Genomic DNA, 15,747 nt, shown 5'->3' with positions numbered 1-15,747 from the left:
CAAGAGTGGCGTCACAAAATATTTACAAAGCTGTTACAATTGCCGCAGAAGATCCTGCAGCTCCGGTTCCCGCACCAGGTTCGCGGCCTTCTTGGCGGGCATCCAGACGCGTTTGCGCTGATGGGCTTCGGGGTAGTCGTCCTTCATTCGGCAGACCTCGGCCAGATAGACCAGGGTTTCCACCGCCTCGATCGTGCCGTTGCTGCGTTCCTTGCGATAGCCGTAACTCCCGAAGGGCGCGCCCTCGATACGGGCATCGACGACACCGGCCTCTTCCCAGGCTTCCTGCAGGGCGGATTCGGCGCCGTTCTTGCCCCGGATGGGCCAGCCCTTGGGAATGATCCAACGCCCGGTGCCCCGGCTGGTGATCATCAGCACATCGGTGCCCGAGCCGGTCTTGCGGCAGCACAGCGCTGCAACCTGCACCCGTTTGGGGCGGAAGATCATGGGGCGGAGAAGCTCTTCCCATGCCTGTGCAAGGATCGATGTCATGCCTGAACTGCTTTCGGTCGTCTTTTCGTTGGTCGTCTTTTTGCCGTCTGATGCGGCTTGGCCCGTGCCGGTTCGGACCCGTGCTGCCGCTGTTGGTTAATATAGATATGTGGATAAGATGCATTTTTCAATCCCTGCTTGAGTTTGTGCGGGAAGTGTGAGTTTTTCGCGGCATCTGGATCCGGCTTGCCCTCCTCAAAGGGGGGGGGCGCAAAATCCGGGATGTCAAAATGTTTGGGGAGGACAGGCAGATGAAAGCGGCATTGGTGACAGGGGGCGCGCGGGGTATCGGGCTTGCGACCGCGAAGGGGTTGCTGGATGAGGGCTGGCAGGTGGCCATTCTCGACCGCGACAGCGAGGCGCTGCAGGCAGCGGGGCGCGAGGTATCGGGTCTTGTTCTCATCGATGCGGATGTTTCACGCCCCGAAGATGTGGCGCGCGCGGTTAAGGAGGTGACCGGGGCCTTCGGGCGGCTCGACGGGCTGGTGAACAATGCGGGTGTTGCGGATTTCGGCCCCATCCGGGAGACGACATTCGAACGCTGGCGCCGGGTGATGGAGACCAACCTGGACGGTCCCTTCCTGATGACGCAGGCCTTCACCGATCTTCTGGCGGCGGATGGCGGCGGGGCGGTGGTCAATATCACCTCGATCTCGGGGCTGCGGGCCAGCACCCTGCGGGTGGCCTATGGCACCTCGAAGGCAGCGCTGGCGCAGCTCACCCTGCAGCAGGCGGCGGAACTGGGCGAGATCGGGATCCGCGTCAATGCGGTGGCGCCGGGTCCGGTGGCGACCAAGCTGGCGATGGCGGTGCACAGTCCCGAGATCATCGCGGCCTACCACGATGCGCTGCCGCTGAACCGTTATGGCAAGGAAGAGGAGATCGCAGCGGCGATCAATTTCCTGTTGTCGGACAAGGCAAGCTTCATCACCGGGCAGATCTTGGCCGCCGATGGCGGGTTTGAGGCGACGGGCATCGGCCTGCCTGCGCTTCGTGCGGATGAGGCAAAGACCCGAGACTAACCTCTGCACCGGGGCGGCTCCCACCCGCGGAGCGCTGCATCGAAGATGCCGCATCCGCCGTTGGGCATGGCAGCGCGCAGATGCGCGCTGCACTGGCGCGCCATCGCGGCCGTGCCGGTTTCAGGACTTGCGCCGGTTTGCCCGCAAGGTCGGATCGGCCTCGGTCGGGTCTTCGGGCCATGGATGTTTGGGGTATTGGGCGCGCATGTCCTTGCGCACATCGGCATAAGAGCCTGCCCAGAAGCCGGGCAGATCGCGGGTGATCTGGATCGGACGTTGAGCCGGGGACAGGAGCGTCACCTTCAGCGGCACCCCCGCGACGGTGGGGTGGCGCGTGACGCCAAACATCTCTTGCAGGCGCACGGAAATCTCCGGCGCCTCCTGTGCGTAGTCGATCGGTATCTTGCGCCCGAGGGGCGTGATGAAACTGCCGGGCGCCTCGCGGTCGAGCACCTGCGTCTGCTCCCAACTGAGCGCGGCGCGCAGGGCGGGCAGGAGGTCGAACTGCTTCCAGCCCTGCGCCGACTTCACGCCGGTCAGCATCGGCAGCAGCCAGTCTTTTAGCGTCGCCATCAGTCCGTCGTTTGAAAAGTCCGGTAGATCGTGCCCCTCGGACCGCACCAGCTTGACGCGGGCGACAAGGCGTGCGGCGGCGCCATCCAGGCGCAGGCCCAGGTCGCGCACCCCGTCCAGCATCGCCTCTGCCACCGCATCGGGAGGGACATCCTTCCAGATCCGATCCTCCAGGACGATGGCGCCCAGGCGCTGCTGCTGACGCGCGACCACCCGGCGCTCGCGCTTGGACCAGGTGCAGCTGTCGACCCAGACGATCTGATCGGCAAAGAGCTCGCGGATTTCGCCGAGGGTAATCTGCGCGGCCATGCGGATCTTTGCCTCGCGCGGATTGCCGTCAGTGTCCAGCGCCACCAGGAAGGGGGCGGCGGCAAGCGTATCCTCTGGCGGCAGCACGGCGCCCTTGCCGCCCGACAGAACGTAGCGGGGCGCATCGCCCTTGCGGCGCTGGCCGATGCGGTCGGGATAGGCGAGGGCGGCCAGCCCGGCAGGGGACAGGCGGGCGCCCTCTGCCACTTTGGCCTTGCGCAGGCTTTGCTCCAGCCTGCGGGCCTCGGCGCGGATTCGGTCGATTACCGGCAGCGTAACCTGATAGGGGCGTTTGCGCTGGAACGCCTTGGGATCCTTCAGCGCCTCAAGTCGCAGCATCAGATCGGACGGGGCACCGCGCAACGGGTCCCGTTCGGCCAGAAGAGCGGCCAGCGTCGCGGCCTCGGCGCGTTGCGTTGCACTGGCCTGCAGCAGCATATGCGCAAGACGCGGATGCAGGGGCAGGGCCGACAGCGCCTTTCCGTGAGGGGTGATACGCCCCTGATTATCGAGAGCCCCGAGGAAGGTCAAAAGGCTCCGGGCCTCTTGCAAAGCGCCGTCTGGCGGTGGGGTGAGGAAGGCGAGATCATTCTCGGCGGCGCCCCATAGCGCCAGTTCCAGCGCCAGGCCAGCCAGATCGGCAGAGGCGATTTCGGGCGGGGGGAAGGCGGCCAGCGCGCCTTCCTCGCCCTTGCTCCAGAGCCGATAGCACACCCCTTCCGAGACACGACCCGCACGGCCCTGTCGCTGGGTGGCCTCGGCGCGGGTGACGCGGTCTGTCACCAGCCGCGACATGCCGGATCCGGGATCAAACCGGGCCCGGCGCGATTGCCCCATGTCGACGACCACCCGCACATCCTGAATTGTCAGCGAGGTTTCCGCGATCGATGTGGCCAGCACCACCTTGCGGCCCGATTGGGCGGGCTGGATGGCGGCGCGCTGCTGGGCAAAGGGCAGGGCGCCGAACAGCGGATGAACCGAGCAGCTGCCGGGCAGACGGCTCTCCAGGGCGGCGGCCGCGCGGCGGATTTCGCCCTCGCCCGGCAGGAACACCAGAATGCCACCGCCCTCCTTGCGCGTCTCGGCCTCGGCCCGGACCACCAGATCGACCAGCGCATCAATGCGCCGCGCATTTGCGGGCAGGGGGCGCTCCAGCCAGCGGGTTTCAACCGGGTAGCTGCGCCCTTCGGAGGTGACGAGCGGCGTCTCCATCAGCGTGCTGACCGGTTCGGCGTCTAGGGTGGCCGACATCGCCAGCAGGATCAGATCGTCGCGCAGGGCGCCCGCGACCTCGAGGCAAAGCGCCACGCCCAGATCGGCATTGAGCGAGCGTTCGTGGAATTCATCGAAGATCACCGCGCCGACGCCGGGCAGGTCGGGATCGGATTGCAGCATGCGGGTCAGGATGCCCTCGGTCACCACCTCGATCCGGGTCGCCTTGCTGACCTTGGCCTCGCCCCGGATGCGGTAGCCCACGGTTTCACCGGGGCGTTCGCCCAGGGTTTCAGCCATGCGCTCGGCAGCGGCGCGGGCGGCAAGGCGGCGCGGTTCCAGCATGACGATGCGGCCCGCGCACAGCCCGGCTTCCAGCATGGCAAGCGGTACCTTGGTGGTCTTGCCCGCACCGGGCGGGGCCTGCAGCACGGCGCGGCCGCTCTGTTTCAGGGCGGCGATCAACTCGGGCAGGGCGTCATCGATGGGCAGGCGTGTCATGTCCGCCTTATCGCCAAAGCGCCGGGCGGGGTCCAGTGTCGCGCGTGCTGCGGCTGCATGCCACTGGACAATCCGGCCCTGCCTGCGTCAAGTATGCGAAACTTTTGCAGAGGGGGTCGGCATGGATATCGCGCAGATGGGGGAGAGGATCCTGAAGGGGGATCGGCGGGCGCTGGCGCGGGCGATCACCCTGGTCGAAAGCGGCCGCGCCGATCACCGGGAACAGGCGCTTGCCCTGCTCGAGCAGCTGGCCAAATCCGGGCGGCAATCTCTGCGCATCGGCTTGTCGGGCACGCCGGGGGTGGGCAAATCCACCTTCATCGAGAGCTTTGGCATGATGCTGGTGGGGCGCGGCCTGCGGGTCGCGGTGCTGGCGGTGGATCCCAGTTCGGCGCGCTCGGGCGGCTCGATCCTGGGGGACAAAACCCGGATGGAGCATCTCAGCCGCCAGAAGAACGCCTTTATCCGCCCCTCTCCCAGCCAGACCACACTTGGCGGCGTTGCCCGGCGCACCCGCGAGGCGGTGTCCCTGTGCGAAGCGGCCGGTTTTGACGTGGTTCTGATCGAAACCGTTGGCGTGGGGCAATCGGAAACCGTGGTGGCGCAGATGTCGGATCTGTTCCTGCTGCTCTTGGCGCCTGCCGGGGGCGACGAATTGCAGGGCGTCAAGCGCGGCATCATGGAAATGGCCGATATCATCCTGGTGAACAAGGCCGATGGCGATCTGAAACCGGCGGCCACCCGTACCTGCGCCGATTACGCGGGCGCATTGCGCCTGCTCCGCAAACGGCCACAGGATCCCGAGGGCTTTCCCAGGGCGATGATGGTTTCGGCCCTCGCCGAAGAGGGGCTTGAGGGCGCTTGGGCCGATATCGAGACGCTGGCGGATTGGCGGCGCGAGACCGGACATTGGGAACGGACCCGCGCCGAACAGGCCCGCTATTGGTTTGCCGAAGATGTGCGCCAGGCCTTGCTGTCGCGGCTTGAAAGCCCCTGGGCGCAGGCGCGGATGGCGGATCTTTCCGAGGCGGTGGCGCAGGGTCGGCAGACCCCGGCCGCCGCGGCGCGGGACATGCTGAAAGGGCTTGGGCTGGAGTAAGGCGGCACTTTCCTGCGAAGGGAGCTATAAAACCCGGCCATACGTCTTGACCCTGCCGGTGATTCCTCCTAAACGCATCCAACCAGTTTTCGGGCGCAGCCAATGGCAGCGCCCCTTGTGATTTGGCGGCAGATTCGGGATTTCGTCCGGTAGGCCGCCCCAGATACGAAGGAAGAACCCATGTCGCGCCGTTGCGAACTGACCGGAAAAGGCCCGATGACTGGCAACAATGTCAGCCACGCCAACAACAAAACCAAGCGTCGTTTCCTGCCCAACCTGAACGACGTCACCCTGCAGTCCGAGACCCTGGGTCGCGGCATCAAGCTGCGCATCTCCGCAGCTGCCCTGCGCTCGGTTGACCACCGCGGTGGTCTGGACGCCTTCCTGGCCAAAGCCAAGGACGAAGAGCTGTCCGCAGCGGCACTGAAGGTGAAGAAAGAGATCGCCAAGGCACAAGCTGCCGAGGCCTGATCCGCTTCTCTCAAGAGCTATCTCGTGAGACGCCGCGCTGGAGATCCCAGCGCGGCGTTTTGCCGTCTGGGGCGCGTCCGAATGTCGCTTGCAGTCGGCTCCGCGCAGGGGCATATCGGGATGTGATGATGCAACGCCTGCGCATATACATCGGGATCTTCCTGTCCCTGGCCGTGGTTCTGACCGCCCATAGCGCCGCCGCCATGCGTGGGGCACAGGATGCCACCGGCCAGATGGTGATCTGTACCGGCACCGGTCCGGTTGCGATCTATGTGGACAGCGACGGGCAGCCGGTCTCGGCGCCGCACTACTGCCCCGACTGCGTGATGCATATCCTGGATCTCGCGGCCGGTGCTGCCGTCGATGCTCCGATGCCCGCCGATGTCGCCATCCTGAACGGTCTGCCCCCCGTTGCGGTGCCGCTCCTTGCTACACATGCGCAATGTGCCTTTGCGCGTGGGCCGCCGGCCTCTGTCTGATCTCACCACGACCAATCCCGGCCTTTGAAGGTCGAGCATTCAGACAGATACCGACAAGAGGAGACCTCAGATGTCTTTCAAATCCTATGTTTTCGCCGCAACCACCGCCGCTGCAATGACCCTGGCAGGTGCCGCCCTGGCAGGTGGCATGATGGTAGAGGACGCCTATGCGCGCGTTTCGACCAAGATGTCCGCCAGCGGCGCGGCCTTCATGCAGATCATGAACCACACCGGCGTCGATGATCGCCTGATCGATGCCCGCTCCGACGTTTCGGAACGGGTCGAGCTGCACACCCACCAGGGCGATGCCAATGGCGTGATGAAGATGGTGCATGTGGAGGAAGGCTTTGCCATCCCCGCGGGCGAAACCCACATGCTGAAGCGGGGCGGCGACCACGTGATGTTCCTGGGGCTGAAAGAGACCCTGCATCATGGCGATGTGGTGCCGCTGACCCTGGTGTTCGAAAAGGCCGGAGAGGTGAGCCTGGACGTGACGGTGGACCTGGAGCGCAAGCCTGCCCATGGCCACGGTGGCATGAAACACGGCCAGAAATCGAACTGATCACGCGCATCACCGATGCGGCCGCGGGCCAGTCTCCCCTTGGGAGCTGGCCCGTTTGCTTTCGGGGCTCCAGATCCGAAGGGTTTCGGGCTTGATGGGCTTCAGGCCTGTGCCAGCAGCTCCGCCGTCCAGAGCGGCACGATCTGGGTCGCCGGTCCCAGCCGGGTCTCTACAAAGCTGGAGGCCCCGGCAGAGGGTTCGAGGTTCAACTCGATCGTATGGGCGCCGGCCATCTTGGCCTCCTGAACGAAGGCGGCTGCCGGATAGACCTGTCCGGAGGTGCCGATCGAGGCGAAAACATCCGCATCGCCCAGGTTGTCGTAGATCTCTTCCATGTCGTAGGGCATTTCACCGAACCAGACGATATCGGGCCGTGTGCTGGGCATTTGGCAGGCCGGGCAGGTATCGGAGGGATGCATTTCCAGAGGTGCAGGCCAGCGGTGCTCGCAACGGGCACACAGCGCACCGTCCAGGACCCCATGCATGTGCAGCACCTTGGAGGCGCCGCCCTTTTCATGCAGCCCGTCGACATTCTGGGTGATGATCACCACATCGCCGGGCCAGGACTTTTGCAGGTCGGCCAGGGCAATATGGGCGGCGTTCGGCTCCGCCGTGGCAGCCTGTGCGCGGCGGGCATTGTAGAACTGATGTACCAATTCGGGGTTGCGGGCAAATCCTTCCGGGGTCGCCACATCCTCGATCCGGTGCTCTGCCCAAAGCCCGCCCTCGTCGCGGAAGGTTCCCAGTCCGCTTTCGGCCGAAATTCCGGCCCCGGTCAGGATCACGATCTTGTCTGAGCTCTTTCCCATCTCCGCAATACCTCGTAATGACTGGGTGCTCGAAAAAGGTGTATTAACGATGCGTAAACGATTTCTCTTCGTCTGCCTAGGCAACATTTGCCGGTCCCCGGCGGCGCAAGGGGTGTTTCGCAATCTCTGTCCGGAAATGATTACAGACAGTGCGGGCACGGCGGGATATCACATGGGGGAGCCGCCCTATGGGCCGATGCAGGCGGCAGCACGGGCGCGGGGGTTGGATCTATCAGATCTGCGGGCGCGGCAGTTCCATGCCGGTGATTTCGAAACTTTCGACCTGATCCTTGCCATGGATCAGGACAATCTGCGGGATATCGAGCAGCAGCGGCCCGAGGGCAATCAAACGCCCGTGGTCCTGTTCACGCAATTCATCGAAGACGGCGGACATGATCACGTGCCGGACCCCTATTACACGCGGGATTTCGAGGGCTGCCTTGATATCATCGAGCAGGCTGCCCAAGGGCTGGTCGGCACGCTAGCCGCAGGCCCAACAGGGAATGGCGACTAGTTTTCGATCACCTTGAACTCACCGGCCAGCCAGGGCAGGCGCACCAGTGCGGGGTCGATCATCTGGCTCTGGATCAGATGCCGCATGGTCTGGGCAACATCGCGGGGCACCTGATCGGCCCAGTCGGCGCCGGTGAACAGCGAGATGGTGCGCGCGGCAGTGCCAAAGGGCAGCGCGTAGGCTTCGATCTGATCGTGGAACCGGGCCGCCCGCATATAGCCAAGCGGTGTGGTGATCGCCCAGCCGACCCGCCGCGCCACCATGGCCATCAGCGCCAGATGCGATCCGATCTCGAAGCGGCTTTCGTAGGTGACATGCTGCCGCGCCAGATGCGCCTCGATCTGCTGCGAGATCAATTGATCCCCGGCATAGCGCAGAAACGGCAGGGCGCTCAGCTGGGCCGGGTCAAGCCCCTGTGCCGCCGAGGTCGAGCCCTGGATAAATCCCTTGGCGGCCACAAGAATGAAGGGATCCTGCACCAGCGGATATTCAACGATGCCGTCGCGCAGGGCGCCGGTCGTGGCGGCAACGGCGATATGCAGCTCGCGCGCTTCCATGGCGGCGATGATGTCATGGCTGGAGGCGGTGATCATCTTGAAGCGGCACTTGGTGAGGCTGTCGGCAAGGATCGTCATCAGGCGCGGCGTCAGGTCATTGTCGAAATCGTCGATCAGCCCCATCGACAGGGCCGGCAGATGGCTGAGATCGACCACCGTCAGCTCGCTTTGGGCCAGGCGCAGTTCTGCCAGCACCGCCTCGGTGCGGGCCAGGAAGGTGCGCCCGGCCGGGGTGACCACCATGGGACGGCGGCTGTGATCCACCAGATCGCTGCTGAGCGCCTTTTCCAGATTGCGCAGCTGTTGGCTCACGGCTGGCTGGCTGAGGCCGGTGATCTCGGCGGCCTGCGCGACCGATCCGGTCTTGGCCAGGGCTTCAAATACCTCCAGCCCCCTTAGGGTAACGCCCTTCATCAACATGAATTTGCTCCAGAAATGGCCATTATCTCTCCGAATAGCATCTTCAGGGTCAAGGGGGCGATTGTTTCGTTTTTCCCCGTACCCTGTCAAACAGCTTACCTGGCGAAAAAAGCAGCACGCGCCGATGGGTTGGCCTTCAACGGTATCGTTTAGTCAAAATGGCGCGAAACATGGGCAAAGACCGCATGAGTCACGAAAATGTGATCACGGGGCGCAGGGAGGTCAGCGGAAGGGGGGCTGTCTGACCCTAGCCGCAGGCGCGGGCGGCGGTTTCGCCAAAGGCCTTGTAACGTTCCCACAGCTGTTCGTCCTGGCGCCGGTCGGATTGGCGGACTACCTGTGCCTGGTGGGGATTGGCAAACCATTTCGACACGGTAGAGCGTTCGGCGCGGGTCAGGCTCTTGTTGGCGACCTTCTGGATGCAGCTGCACAGACCGGCCTTCTGATAGGCGCGTTCCGAGTTGCGGCAGGCTTGTTCAATCGCCCCGGCCTGGACAGCGGGCACATTAACGGCCCACAGGGCGGCTGCACATAGGAAAGAGGTCACAAGGCGCATGGGATATGTCCTGTCCGCTGATTTCATGAAGCACCGCTGGCAGGCGGCTGCACGGGACTATGCCGCAGGGGGCGCAAGCTTTCAATCGTGGTTAAGCAGAGATGAAGAATGCGCGGGAATCTGCCACAGGCTCTGCGGATAGGGTCTTGCCCGGACGCGTCCGTGGGTGGAGGGAGGTTTCGACCTGCGTCTGTGGCGCGCCTTCGCGCACGAGCCGCGTCCGAATGTCATTTGTGCAGCTGATGATGTTGGGCAGGAGCCTCTGTTTTCATAGCGCGCGGGCGCTCAACTCGTCGCCGGAAACCGCCCATATCCTGACTTTTGCCAAAGGCGGCTGAGAAGTGCCATACCCCCCAGGAAGGTCGAAGACTTCGCTCTCCGCGTTCATTCTGCGGCAATTGTGCCTCTCCCGCTCCTCGTCCTTAAAAATATCGCTCAACGGCCGCACGCGCCCGCTTGACCAAACTCAAAATCCGAACCATATCCCCAAACCATGACAGAGCTCTCCAAGATCCGCAATTTCTCCATCGTCGCCCATATCGACCATGGCAAATCCACCCTCGCTGACCGGCTCATCCAGGAGACCGGCACGGTGCAGTCGCGGGATATGAAAGAGCAGCTCCTGGACTCGATGGATATCGAGCGCGAGCGCGGCATCACCATCAAGGCCAACACCGTCCGCATTGATTACAAGGCTGACGATGGGGAGACCTATGTTCTCAATCTCATCGACACCCCCGGCCACGTGGACTTTGCCTATGAAGTCTCCCGCTCCATGCGCGCGGTTGAGGGCTCGCTCTTGGTGGTGGATAGCACGCAAGGGGTCGAGGCGCAGACGCTGGCGAATGTCTATCAGGCGATCGAGGCGGATCACGAGATCGTGCCGGTGCTGAACAAGATCGACCTGCCTGCCTCTGACTGTGATCGCGTGGCCGAGCAGATCGAGGATGTGATCGGCATCGATGCAAGCGAGGCCATTCAGGTCTCGGCGAAGACAGGGCAGGGCATCCATGAGACGCTCGAGTCCATCGTCAAGCTGCTGCCCGCGCCCGAAGGCACCCGCGATGCGCCCTTGAAGGCGATGCTGGTGGACAGCTGGTATGATGCCTACCTCGGCGTGATCGTCCTGGTGCGCATCATGGACGGCGTGCTGAAAAAAGGCATGCGGGTCAAGTTCATGTCGAATGACACCCTGCACCATGTGGACCGGATCGGCGTCTTCCGCCCGGCGATGCAGGTGGTGGACGAACTCGGCCCGGGCGAGATCGGCTTCCTCACCGCATCGATCAAGCAGGTGCGCGATACCCGCGTCGGTGACACCATCACCAATGACCGGAACGGTTGCGAGGTCGCTCTGCCGGGCTTCAAACCGGCGCAGCCGGTGGTCTTCTGTGGTCTCTTCCCGGTGGACAGCGCCGAATTCGAAGACCTGCGCGATGCCATCGACAAGCTGGCCCTGAACGATGCGTCTTTCTCTTTCGAGATGGAGACCTCGGCGGCGCTGGGCTTTGGCTTCCGCTGTGGCTTCCTCGGCCTCTTGCACTTGGAGGTGATCCGCGACCGGATCGAACGCGAATACAATATCGAGCTGATCACCACCGCGCCAAGCGTGATCTATCACGTCTACATGAAAGACGGCGAGCAGATCGACCTGCACAACCCCGCCGACATGCCCGACATGTCGAAGGTGGACCATATCGAGGAACCGCGCATCAAGGCGACGATCCTTGTGCCCGACGAATACCTTGGCGATGTGCTGAAGCTTTGCCAGGACCGCCGCGGCATTCAGGAGGATCTGACCTATGCCGGCACCCGCGCCATGGTGGTCTACGATCTGCCGCTGAACGAGGTGGTCTTTGACTTCTACGACCGTCTGAAATCGGTGACCAAGGGCTATGCCTCCTTTGACTATCACCTGACCGGCTACCGCGAGGACAATCTGGTGAAGATGTCGGTGCTGGTGAATGACGAGCCCGTGGACGCGCTGTCGATGATGGTGCACCGGGACCGCGCTGAAATGCGCGGCCGCGCCATGTGCGAAAAGCTCAAAGACCTGATCCCGCGCCACATGTTCAAGATCCCGATCCAGGCGGCCATCGGCGGCAAGGTGATCGCGCGGGAAACCCTGTCGGCCTTGCGCAAGGACGTGACCGCGAAATGCTACGGCGGCGACGCCACCCGGAAGCGCAAGCTTCTGGAAAAGCAGAAAGCGGGCAAGAAGAAGATGCGCCAGTTCGGCAAGGTCGACATCCCGCAGGAAGCCTTCATCTCGGCGCTGAAGATGGATAGTTGATCAGGGCTGCTGAGAATGATTGAGTGTCCCGAGGTGCTATTGCTTGGCATTTCTCGGGATCATTCTGATGTTATTTGATATTTCTTTCCCTCGGGAGTGCACTCCTCAGTCGCTCGCAAAGTTTTCGGAGGAACTTGAACTTCTCGGGGTGTCCGACGGGCTGCAGATTGATACTTCGCCCGTTCGGTTTTTTACACCAACTGCGTTGGTGGCTCTTGCGAAAGTCTGCAATCGAAGAGGCCGAAGTAACTCATCTGAGAAAATTGTTTATCACGGGCTTAATCGACATGATTACGCAAACAATTTGGGGTTTTCGGATGCCCTAAACCTCAAAGGAAAACCCTACCCTCAAGGAGCATTCGGAGGTGAAACCTACATCCCTATGAGTGCGATGATACGTGAAGAACTTCGCGTTCGGTCAGAGGAAATGGGATTTGAAATTGGTGACGCTATCCAGGAACGTTGCGAAGATATTGCTAAAATTGTGTCGCAAGGTAAGGGAGAGGAACTTCAGTCCGTTTTGGCGCGTTCGTTTTGTGAGATTTTCCGTAACACGTTTGAGCATGGCGAAGCCGATGCCGCTGTCTTTTGCGCTCAGTATTGGAAGCGAAGAGATGTCGTCGAGATTTGCATTGCTGATCGGGGGATCGGAGTTGAGAAATCTCTATCAGAAAGCAAGTACACCAAGCCTGAAGATGGTCGCGAAGCGCTGCTCTACAGTCTCATGCCTGGGATTTCCTCGAAAGCTTGGCGGCACAAGAAAAAGAAATCTCATCAAAAATCATTATGGGACAACGCGGGCTACGGGCTATTCTTTGCACACAGGCTTTTTGGTGAGTTGGGGCATTTCTTCCTGGCGTCAGATCGAAATGCACTCTTGATCCAGTCTGGCTCTTTGGAAGAGTTCAGCTGCAATATAGAGGGAACATTGGTGTCGATGTCGATCGACCTTTCTGATGAGGGCAAAATCGACGATAGTATTCGGGGCATTTCAACGCTCGCAAAGCGGGTCAAAGAGCGTATTGGTGTGAAGAGCGTTTGTTTTGCCAGTGTTGAAGCGTTCCTACAGACCGGCACTATCTAACAGGTTTTCAAAGAATAGCTCAAAGATGGAAAAGTGGCGGGACCACCAGGCAACCGTGCGGTTTTGATTCCCGAGGACCTGTATGTACAGGTGGGCGCCAGGTAAACGGACCAGGATCCGAACAGAGCCAGCTCCCTCGGAATTGCTTAAGGCCACTGGAATGCTACCTGTCACGAGAAGGGCAGAACCCGCCGATCCCTTAGGTAGTGTGCCCCGCGGGCCGGAGCAAGGGGCAACTGGCTAGAGTTTTTCGGGGGCAGGCAGACTTGCATTTTGTTCCTGAATTGTTCACATCTGGTGCATGGCAGAGGATCACGACTTGACAGGGTTTCAGGCGGGGCAAAGGCTGGCCCGTGGCGTGGCGCGGTATTTGCGCTCACTGGGGTTTGTCTCGGTCGAGGAATTCGTGCCAACACGGGGCCTGCGCGTCGATCTGATGGCGCTGGGGCCGAAGGGAGAGATCTGGGTGGTGGAGTGCAAATCCAGCCGCGCCGATTTCCAGGCCGACAGCAAGTGGCAGGGCTATCTGGACTGGTGCGACCGCTATTTCTGGGCGGTGGATACCGAGTTCCCGGTGGAGATCCTGCCCGATGAAACCGGGCTGATCATTGCCGATGCCTACTATGGCGAAATCGTGCGCATGGGGCCGGAAGAGATGCTGGCCGCAGCCAGGCGCAAGAAGATGACCCACAAGCTGGCCATGGATGCGGCACGGCGGTTGCAGTCCCTGCGGGATCCGCGCTTTGGCCAAGAGGGTATTCTGGCCGGATCCGAGGAGGGCGAAGACTAGGGCGGGGGCACTCCCGCGCCCGCGCGGCCCCCGGCAGGGCCGGGCGCCCCTGGCGGCCTTGGGCGTGGCACCGCTGACGCGGTGCGGGCGTGCTTAGCCAGCGACGCTGCGGGCGGCCTGGGCGGCGGCGCGGATCTCGTCGGCGATTTCCTCGGCCTCTTCGGGTTCGAAATCCATCGGGATCTCGACGCCATCGGCCTCGATATAGATGCGCACCATGCCCTGGTCGGTCGGGCCGATCTGCATGTTCGCCTCGATATCGCGTTCGCTGTTGATACCCATCGCAGCCTCCTTCGTGCGGTCTATTGACGCCAGTCCTGTCTGGGGATCCCTGCTAGCCCGCTGCCTGTTGAAAGGCAAGCGCGCTTCGTGGTGAGGTGGGTCATGACCGAAGTGATTTTGCGCCGATTCGAACCTGAAGACAGTGCGTGGCTGGTGGAGCGCCACCAGACGCTATACGCGCAGGATGAAGGCTTTGACGATACCTTTGGCCCGCTGGTGGCAGAGATCCTGGCGGAGTTCTGCGCCGCGCATGATCCGACCTGCGAGCGCGGCTGGATCGCCGAGGAGGACGGCCAGCGGCTGGGCTCGATCTTCTGCGTGCGCGTGAGTGACACCACCGCCAAGCTGCGCCTGTTCCTGCTGACGCCCGAGGCGCGCGGCAAGGGGCTGGGCAAGCGCCTGCTGCAGACCTGCATGCAGTTCGCGCGTGACTGCGGCTACACCGACATGACTCTTTGGACCCATGAAAGCCACGAGGCGGCCTGTGCCCTATACGCGGCTTTCGGCTGGGAACTGGCAGACAGCAAGCCCGTGCATTCCTTCGGGCAGGATTTGATCGAACAAAGCTGGAAATGTGTGCTTTAACCCCCTTGCGCTCGGGTATCGGACAGGCTAAATCGCCCCCCAGTGCCGCCTTAGCTCAGTTGGTTAGAGCGCTGGATTGTGGATCCAGAGGTCCCCTGTTCAAGCCAGGGAGGCGGTACCATCTCTCCTAACTCCGTGAAAATGCCCCACCAGTTCAGGCGATTGGGCCGTCCTGGCGATAGAGATCGCCGTTCAGGTAGCGCAGGCCGGTGTCGATCACCACGGTGACAAGGCGTTTGCTGGGACCAAGGGCGCGGGCGCGCTCCAGCGCCGCGTGGATATTGGCGCCCGAGGTGACACCGCCGATCAGCCCTTCCTTTTCAGCCAGTTGGCGGGCGCCGTGATAGGCTTCAGCGTCGGTCACCGGGATCACCTCATCGATCAGGTCCCGGCGCATGATACTGGGCACAAAGGACAGGCCGATCCCTTCCAGCCTGTGGGTGCCGGAGGTGTCACCGCCCGAGACATTGCGCACCTGGTCCGGCTCTATCGCGATGATTCGCGTATTCGGATCGGCGTCTTTCAGGACCTCCGCATTGCCCGAGATGCAGCCACCGCCGCCCGCAGCCATGACGAATTCGTCCACCGGCCCGTCCAGTTCTGCGAGTATCTCGCGCGCCATGGCGTGATAGCCGCGCTTGTTGTCGAGGTTGTTGACCTGATCGGGCCAGAAGGTGCCTTCTTCGCCCGCCAGCTCCCTGGCGCGGGCAATCATGCGGTCAATGACATTGGCCGTCAGGATGCCATCCTTGGCGTGGATGATCTCGACCTCGGCGCCAAAGGCCCGCATGGTTTGCAGTTTTTCCTCGGAAAATCCGTTGGAAGAGACAAAATGCGCCCTGTAGCCGCGGGTGGCACAGACCATGGCGAGCGAGCTGCCGGTGCTGCCGCCGGTATATTCCACCACGCGGCCCCCCGGGCGTAGGTCCCCCCGCTGCTCGGCCCCTTCGATCATCGACAGCGCCATGCGGTCCTTCATGCTGCCGGTGGGGTTGGCGCCCTCCCATTTCACATAGACCTCGGCGCAATCGGGCGTGGTGAGGTGATTGAGCTTGATAAGGGGGGTGTTGCCGATGGCGCGCATGATCATACTCCTGATAATGACTTTCGAATCGAAAGTGACTATTGGCTAGTGAA

Annotated in this window: 17 protein-coding genes and 1 tRNA gene; 11 read left to right on the top strand and 7 right to left on the bottom strand. The window is 62.5% G+C overall.

Annotated features, from left to right (window positions below):
* Positions 1-33: 33 nt before the first annotated feature.
* Positions 34-492 carry an NUDIX hydrolase gene (locus PXK07_RS11520; protein ID WP_274848422.1) on the bottom strand — a complete coding sequence of 153 codons (459 nt, stop codon included), beginning with the start codon at positions 490-492 and terminating at the stop codon, positions 34-36.
* A gap of 251 nt (positions 493-743) precedes the next feature.
* Between PXK07_RS11520 and PXK07_RS11515 the strand changes: the two genes are divergently transcribed.
* Positions 744-1,514, top strand: a complete 771-nt coding sequence (locus PXK07_RS11515; RefSeq protein WP_274848421.1) for an SDR family NAD(P)-dependent oxidoreductase — start codon at positions 744-746, stop codon at positions 1,512-1,514.
* Positions 1,515-1,634: 120 nt separating this feature from the next.
* Here PXK07_RS11515 and hrpB read toward each other — a convergent pair whose 3' ends face one another.
* Positions 1,635-4,109, bottom strand: coding sequence for an ATP-dependent helicase HrpB (hrpB, locus tag PXK07_RS11510; protein ID WP_274848420.1), 2,475 nt, complete (start codon positions 4,107-4,109; stop codon positions 1,635-1,637).
* Positions 4,110-4,230: 121 nt separating this feature from the next.
* Here hrpB and meaB point away from each other — a divergent pair, with 121 nt between their 5' ends.
* The 4 genes from meaB to PXK07_RS11490 all read left to right on the top strand — a co-directional run bounded on the left by meaB (position 4,231) and on the right by PXK07_RS11490 (position 6,720).
* Entirely contained in the window at positions 4,231-5,208 is a 978-nt protein-coding gene (gene meaB / locus PXK07_RS11505) for a methylmalonyl Co-A mutase-associated GTPase MeaB (RefSeq protein WP_274848419.1), read from the top strand.
* 180 nt (positions 5,209-5,388) lie between these two features.
* The gene (rpmB, locus tag PXK07_RS11500) at positions 5,389-5,679 is read left to right on the top strand and encodes a 50S ribosomal protein L28 (protein ID WP_274848417.1); all 291 of its coding nucleotides are present in this window, start codon (positions 5,389-5,391) and stop codon (positions 5,677-5,679) included.
* 128 nt (positions 5,680-5,807) lie between these two features.
* Positions 5,808-6,158 (top strand): hypothetical protein, encoded by a 351-nt coding sequence (locus tag PXK07_RS11495; RefSeq protein ID WP_274848416.1) that lies wholly within the window; start codon positions 5,808-5,810, stop codon positions 6,156-6,158.
* 70 nt (positions 6,159-6,228) lie between these two features.
* Complete coding sequence (locus PXK07_RS11490; protein ID WP_274848414.1) at positions 6,229-6,720, top strand: copper chaperone PCu(A)C; 492 nt, start codon at positions 6,229-6,231, stop codon at positions 6,718-6,720.
* Between the two features lie 101 nt (positions 6,721-6,821).
* Here PXK07_RS11490 and PXK07_RS11485 read toward each other — a convergent pair whose 3' ends face one another.
* The gene (locus PXK07_RS11485; protein ID WP_274848413.1) at positions 6,822-7,529 is read right to left on the bottom strand and encodes an NAD-dependent deacylase; all 708 of its coding nucleotides are present in this window, start codon (positions 7,527-7,529) and stop codon (positions 6,822-6,824) included.
* A gap of 49 nt (positions 7,530-7,578) precedes the next feature.
* Between PXK07_RS11485 and PXK07_RS11480 the strand changes: the two genes are divergently transcribed.
* Entirely contained in the window at positions 7,579-8,043 is a 465-nt protein-coding gene (locus PXK07_RS11480; protein ID WP_274848474.1) for a low molecular weight protein-tyrosine-phosphatase, read from the top strand.
* Here PXK07_RS11480 and PXK07_RS11475 read toward each other — a convergent pair.
* Positions 8,040-9,020, bottom strand: coding sequence for a LysR family transcriptional regulator (locus PXK07_RS11475; protein WP_274848412.1), 981 nt, complete (start codon positions 9,018-9,020; stop codon positions 8,040-8,042). The genes PXK07_RS11480 and PXK07_RS11475 overlap by 4 nt on opposite strands.
* A gap of 247 nt (positions 9,021-9,267) precedes the next feature.
* A complete protein-coding gene (locus PXK07_RS11470; protein WP_274848411.1) occupies positions 9,268-9,576 on the bottom strand; it encodes a hypothetical protein in 309 nt (102 codons plus the stop codon).
* 493 nt (positions 9,577-10,069) lie between these two features.
* Between PXK07_RS11470 and lepA the strand changes: the two genes are divergently transcribed.
* The 3 genes from lepA (at position 10,070) to PXK07_RS11455 (ending at position 13,743) form a co-directional block, all read left to right on the top strand.
* Complete coding sequence (lepA, locus tag PXK07_RS11465; protein ID WP_274848410.1) at positions 10,070-11,869, top strand: translation elongation factor 4; 1,800 nt, start codon at positions 10,070-10,072, stop codon at positions 11,867-11,869.
* A 67-nt stretch (positions 11,870-11,936) separates the two neighbouring features.
* Complete coding sequence (locus PXK07_RS11460) at positions 11,937-12,953, top strand: hypothetical protein (RefSeq protein ID WP_274848409.1); 1,017 nt, start codon at positions 11,937-11,939, stop codon at positions 12,951-12,953.
* A 301-nt stretch (positions 12,954-13,254) separates the two neighbouring features.
* Positions 13,255-13,743 carry an MmcB family DNA repair protein gene (locus PXK07_RS11455; protein WP_274848408.1) on the top strand — a complete coding sequence of 163 codons (489 nt, stop codon included), beginning with the start codon at positions 13,255-13,257 and terminating at the stop codon, positions 13,741-13,743.
* A gap of 93 nt (positions 13,744-13,836) precedes the next feature.
* Here the strand turns inward: PXK07_RS11455 and PXK07_RS11450 are convergent, their stop codons facing one another.
* Positions 13,837-14,025, bottom strand: a complete 189-nt coding sequence (locus PXK07_RS11450; RefSeq protein ID WP_274848407.1) for a DUF6324 family protein — start codon at positions 14,023-14,025, stop codon at positions 13,837-13,839.
* 102 nt (positions 14,026-14,127) lie between these two features.
* Between PXK07_RS11450 and PXK07_RS11445 the strand changes: the two genes are divergently transcribed.
* Entirely contained in the window at positions 14,128-14,610 is a 483-nt protein-coding gene (locus PXK07_RS11445; protein WP_274848405.1) for a GNAT family N-acetyltransferase, read from the top strand.
* A gap of 44 nt (positions 14,611-14,654) precedes the next feature.
* Positions 14,655-14,731, top strand: a tRNA-His gene (locus PXK07_RS11440).
* A gap of 33 nt (positions 14,732-14,764) precedes the next feature.
* On the opposite strand, the gene PXK07_RS11435 is transcribed toward PXK07_RS11440, so the two are convergent.
* The gene (locus tag PXK07_RS11435; RefSeq protein ID WP_274848403.1) at positions 14,765-15,694 is read right to left on the bottom strand and encodes a PLP-dependent cysteine synthase family protein; all 930 of its coding nucleotides are present in this window, start codon (positions 15,692-15,694) and stop codon (positions 14,765-14,767) included.
* Positions 15,695-15,747 lie beyond the last annotated feature (53 nt).

Origin of the sequence: Phaeobacter sp. QD34_24 (assembly GCF_028890115.1) — a bacterium.
GTDB lineage: Bacteria > Pseudomonadota > Alphaproteobacteria > Rhodobacterales > Rhodobacteraceae > Phycobacter.
The sequence above is the reverse complement of the archived record's forward strand: the minus strand, read 5'-3'. Positions and strand labels throughout refer to the sequence as shown.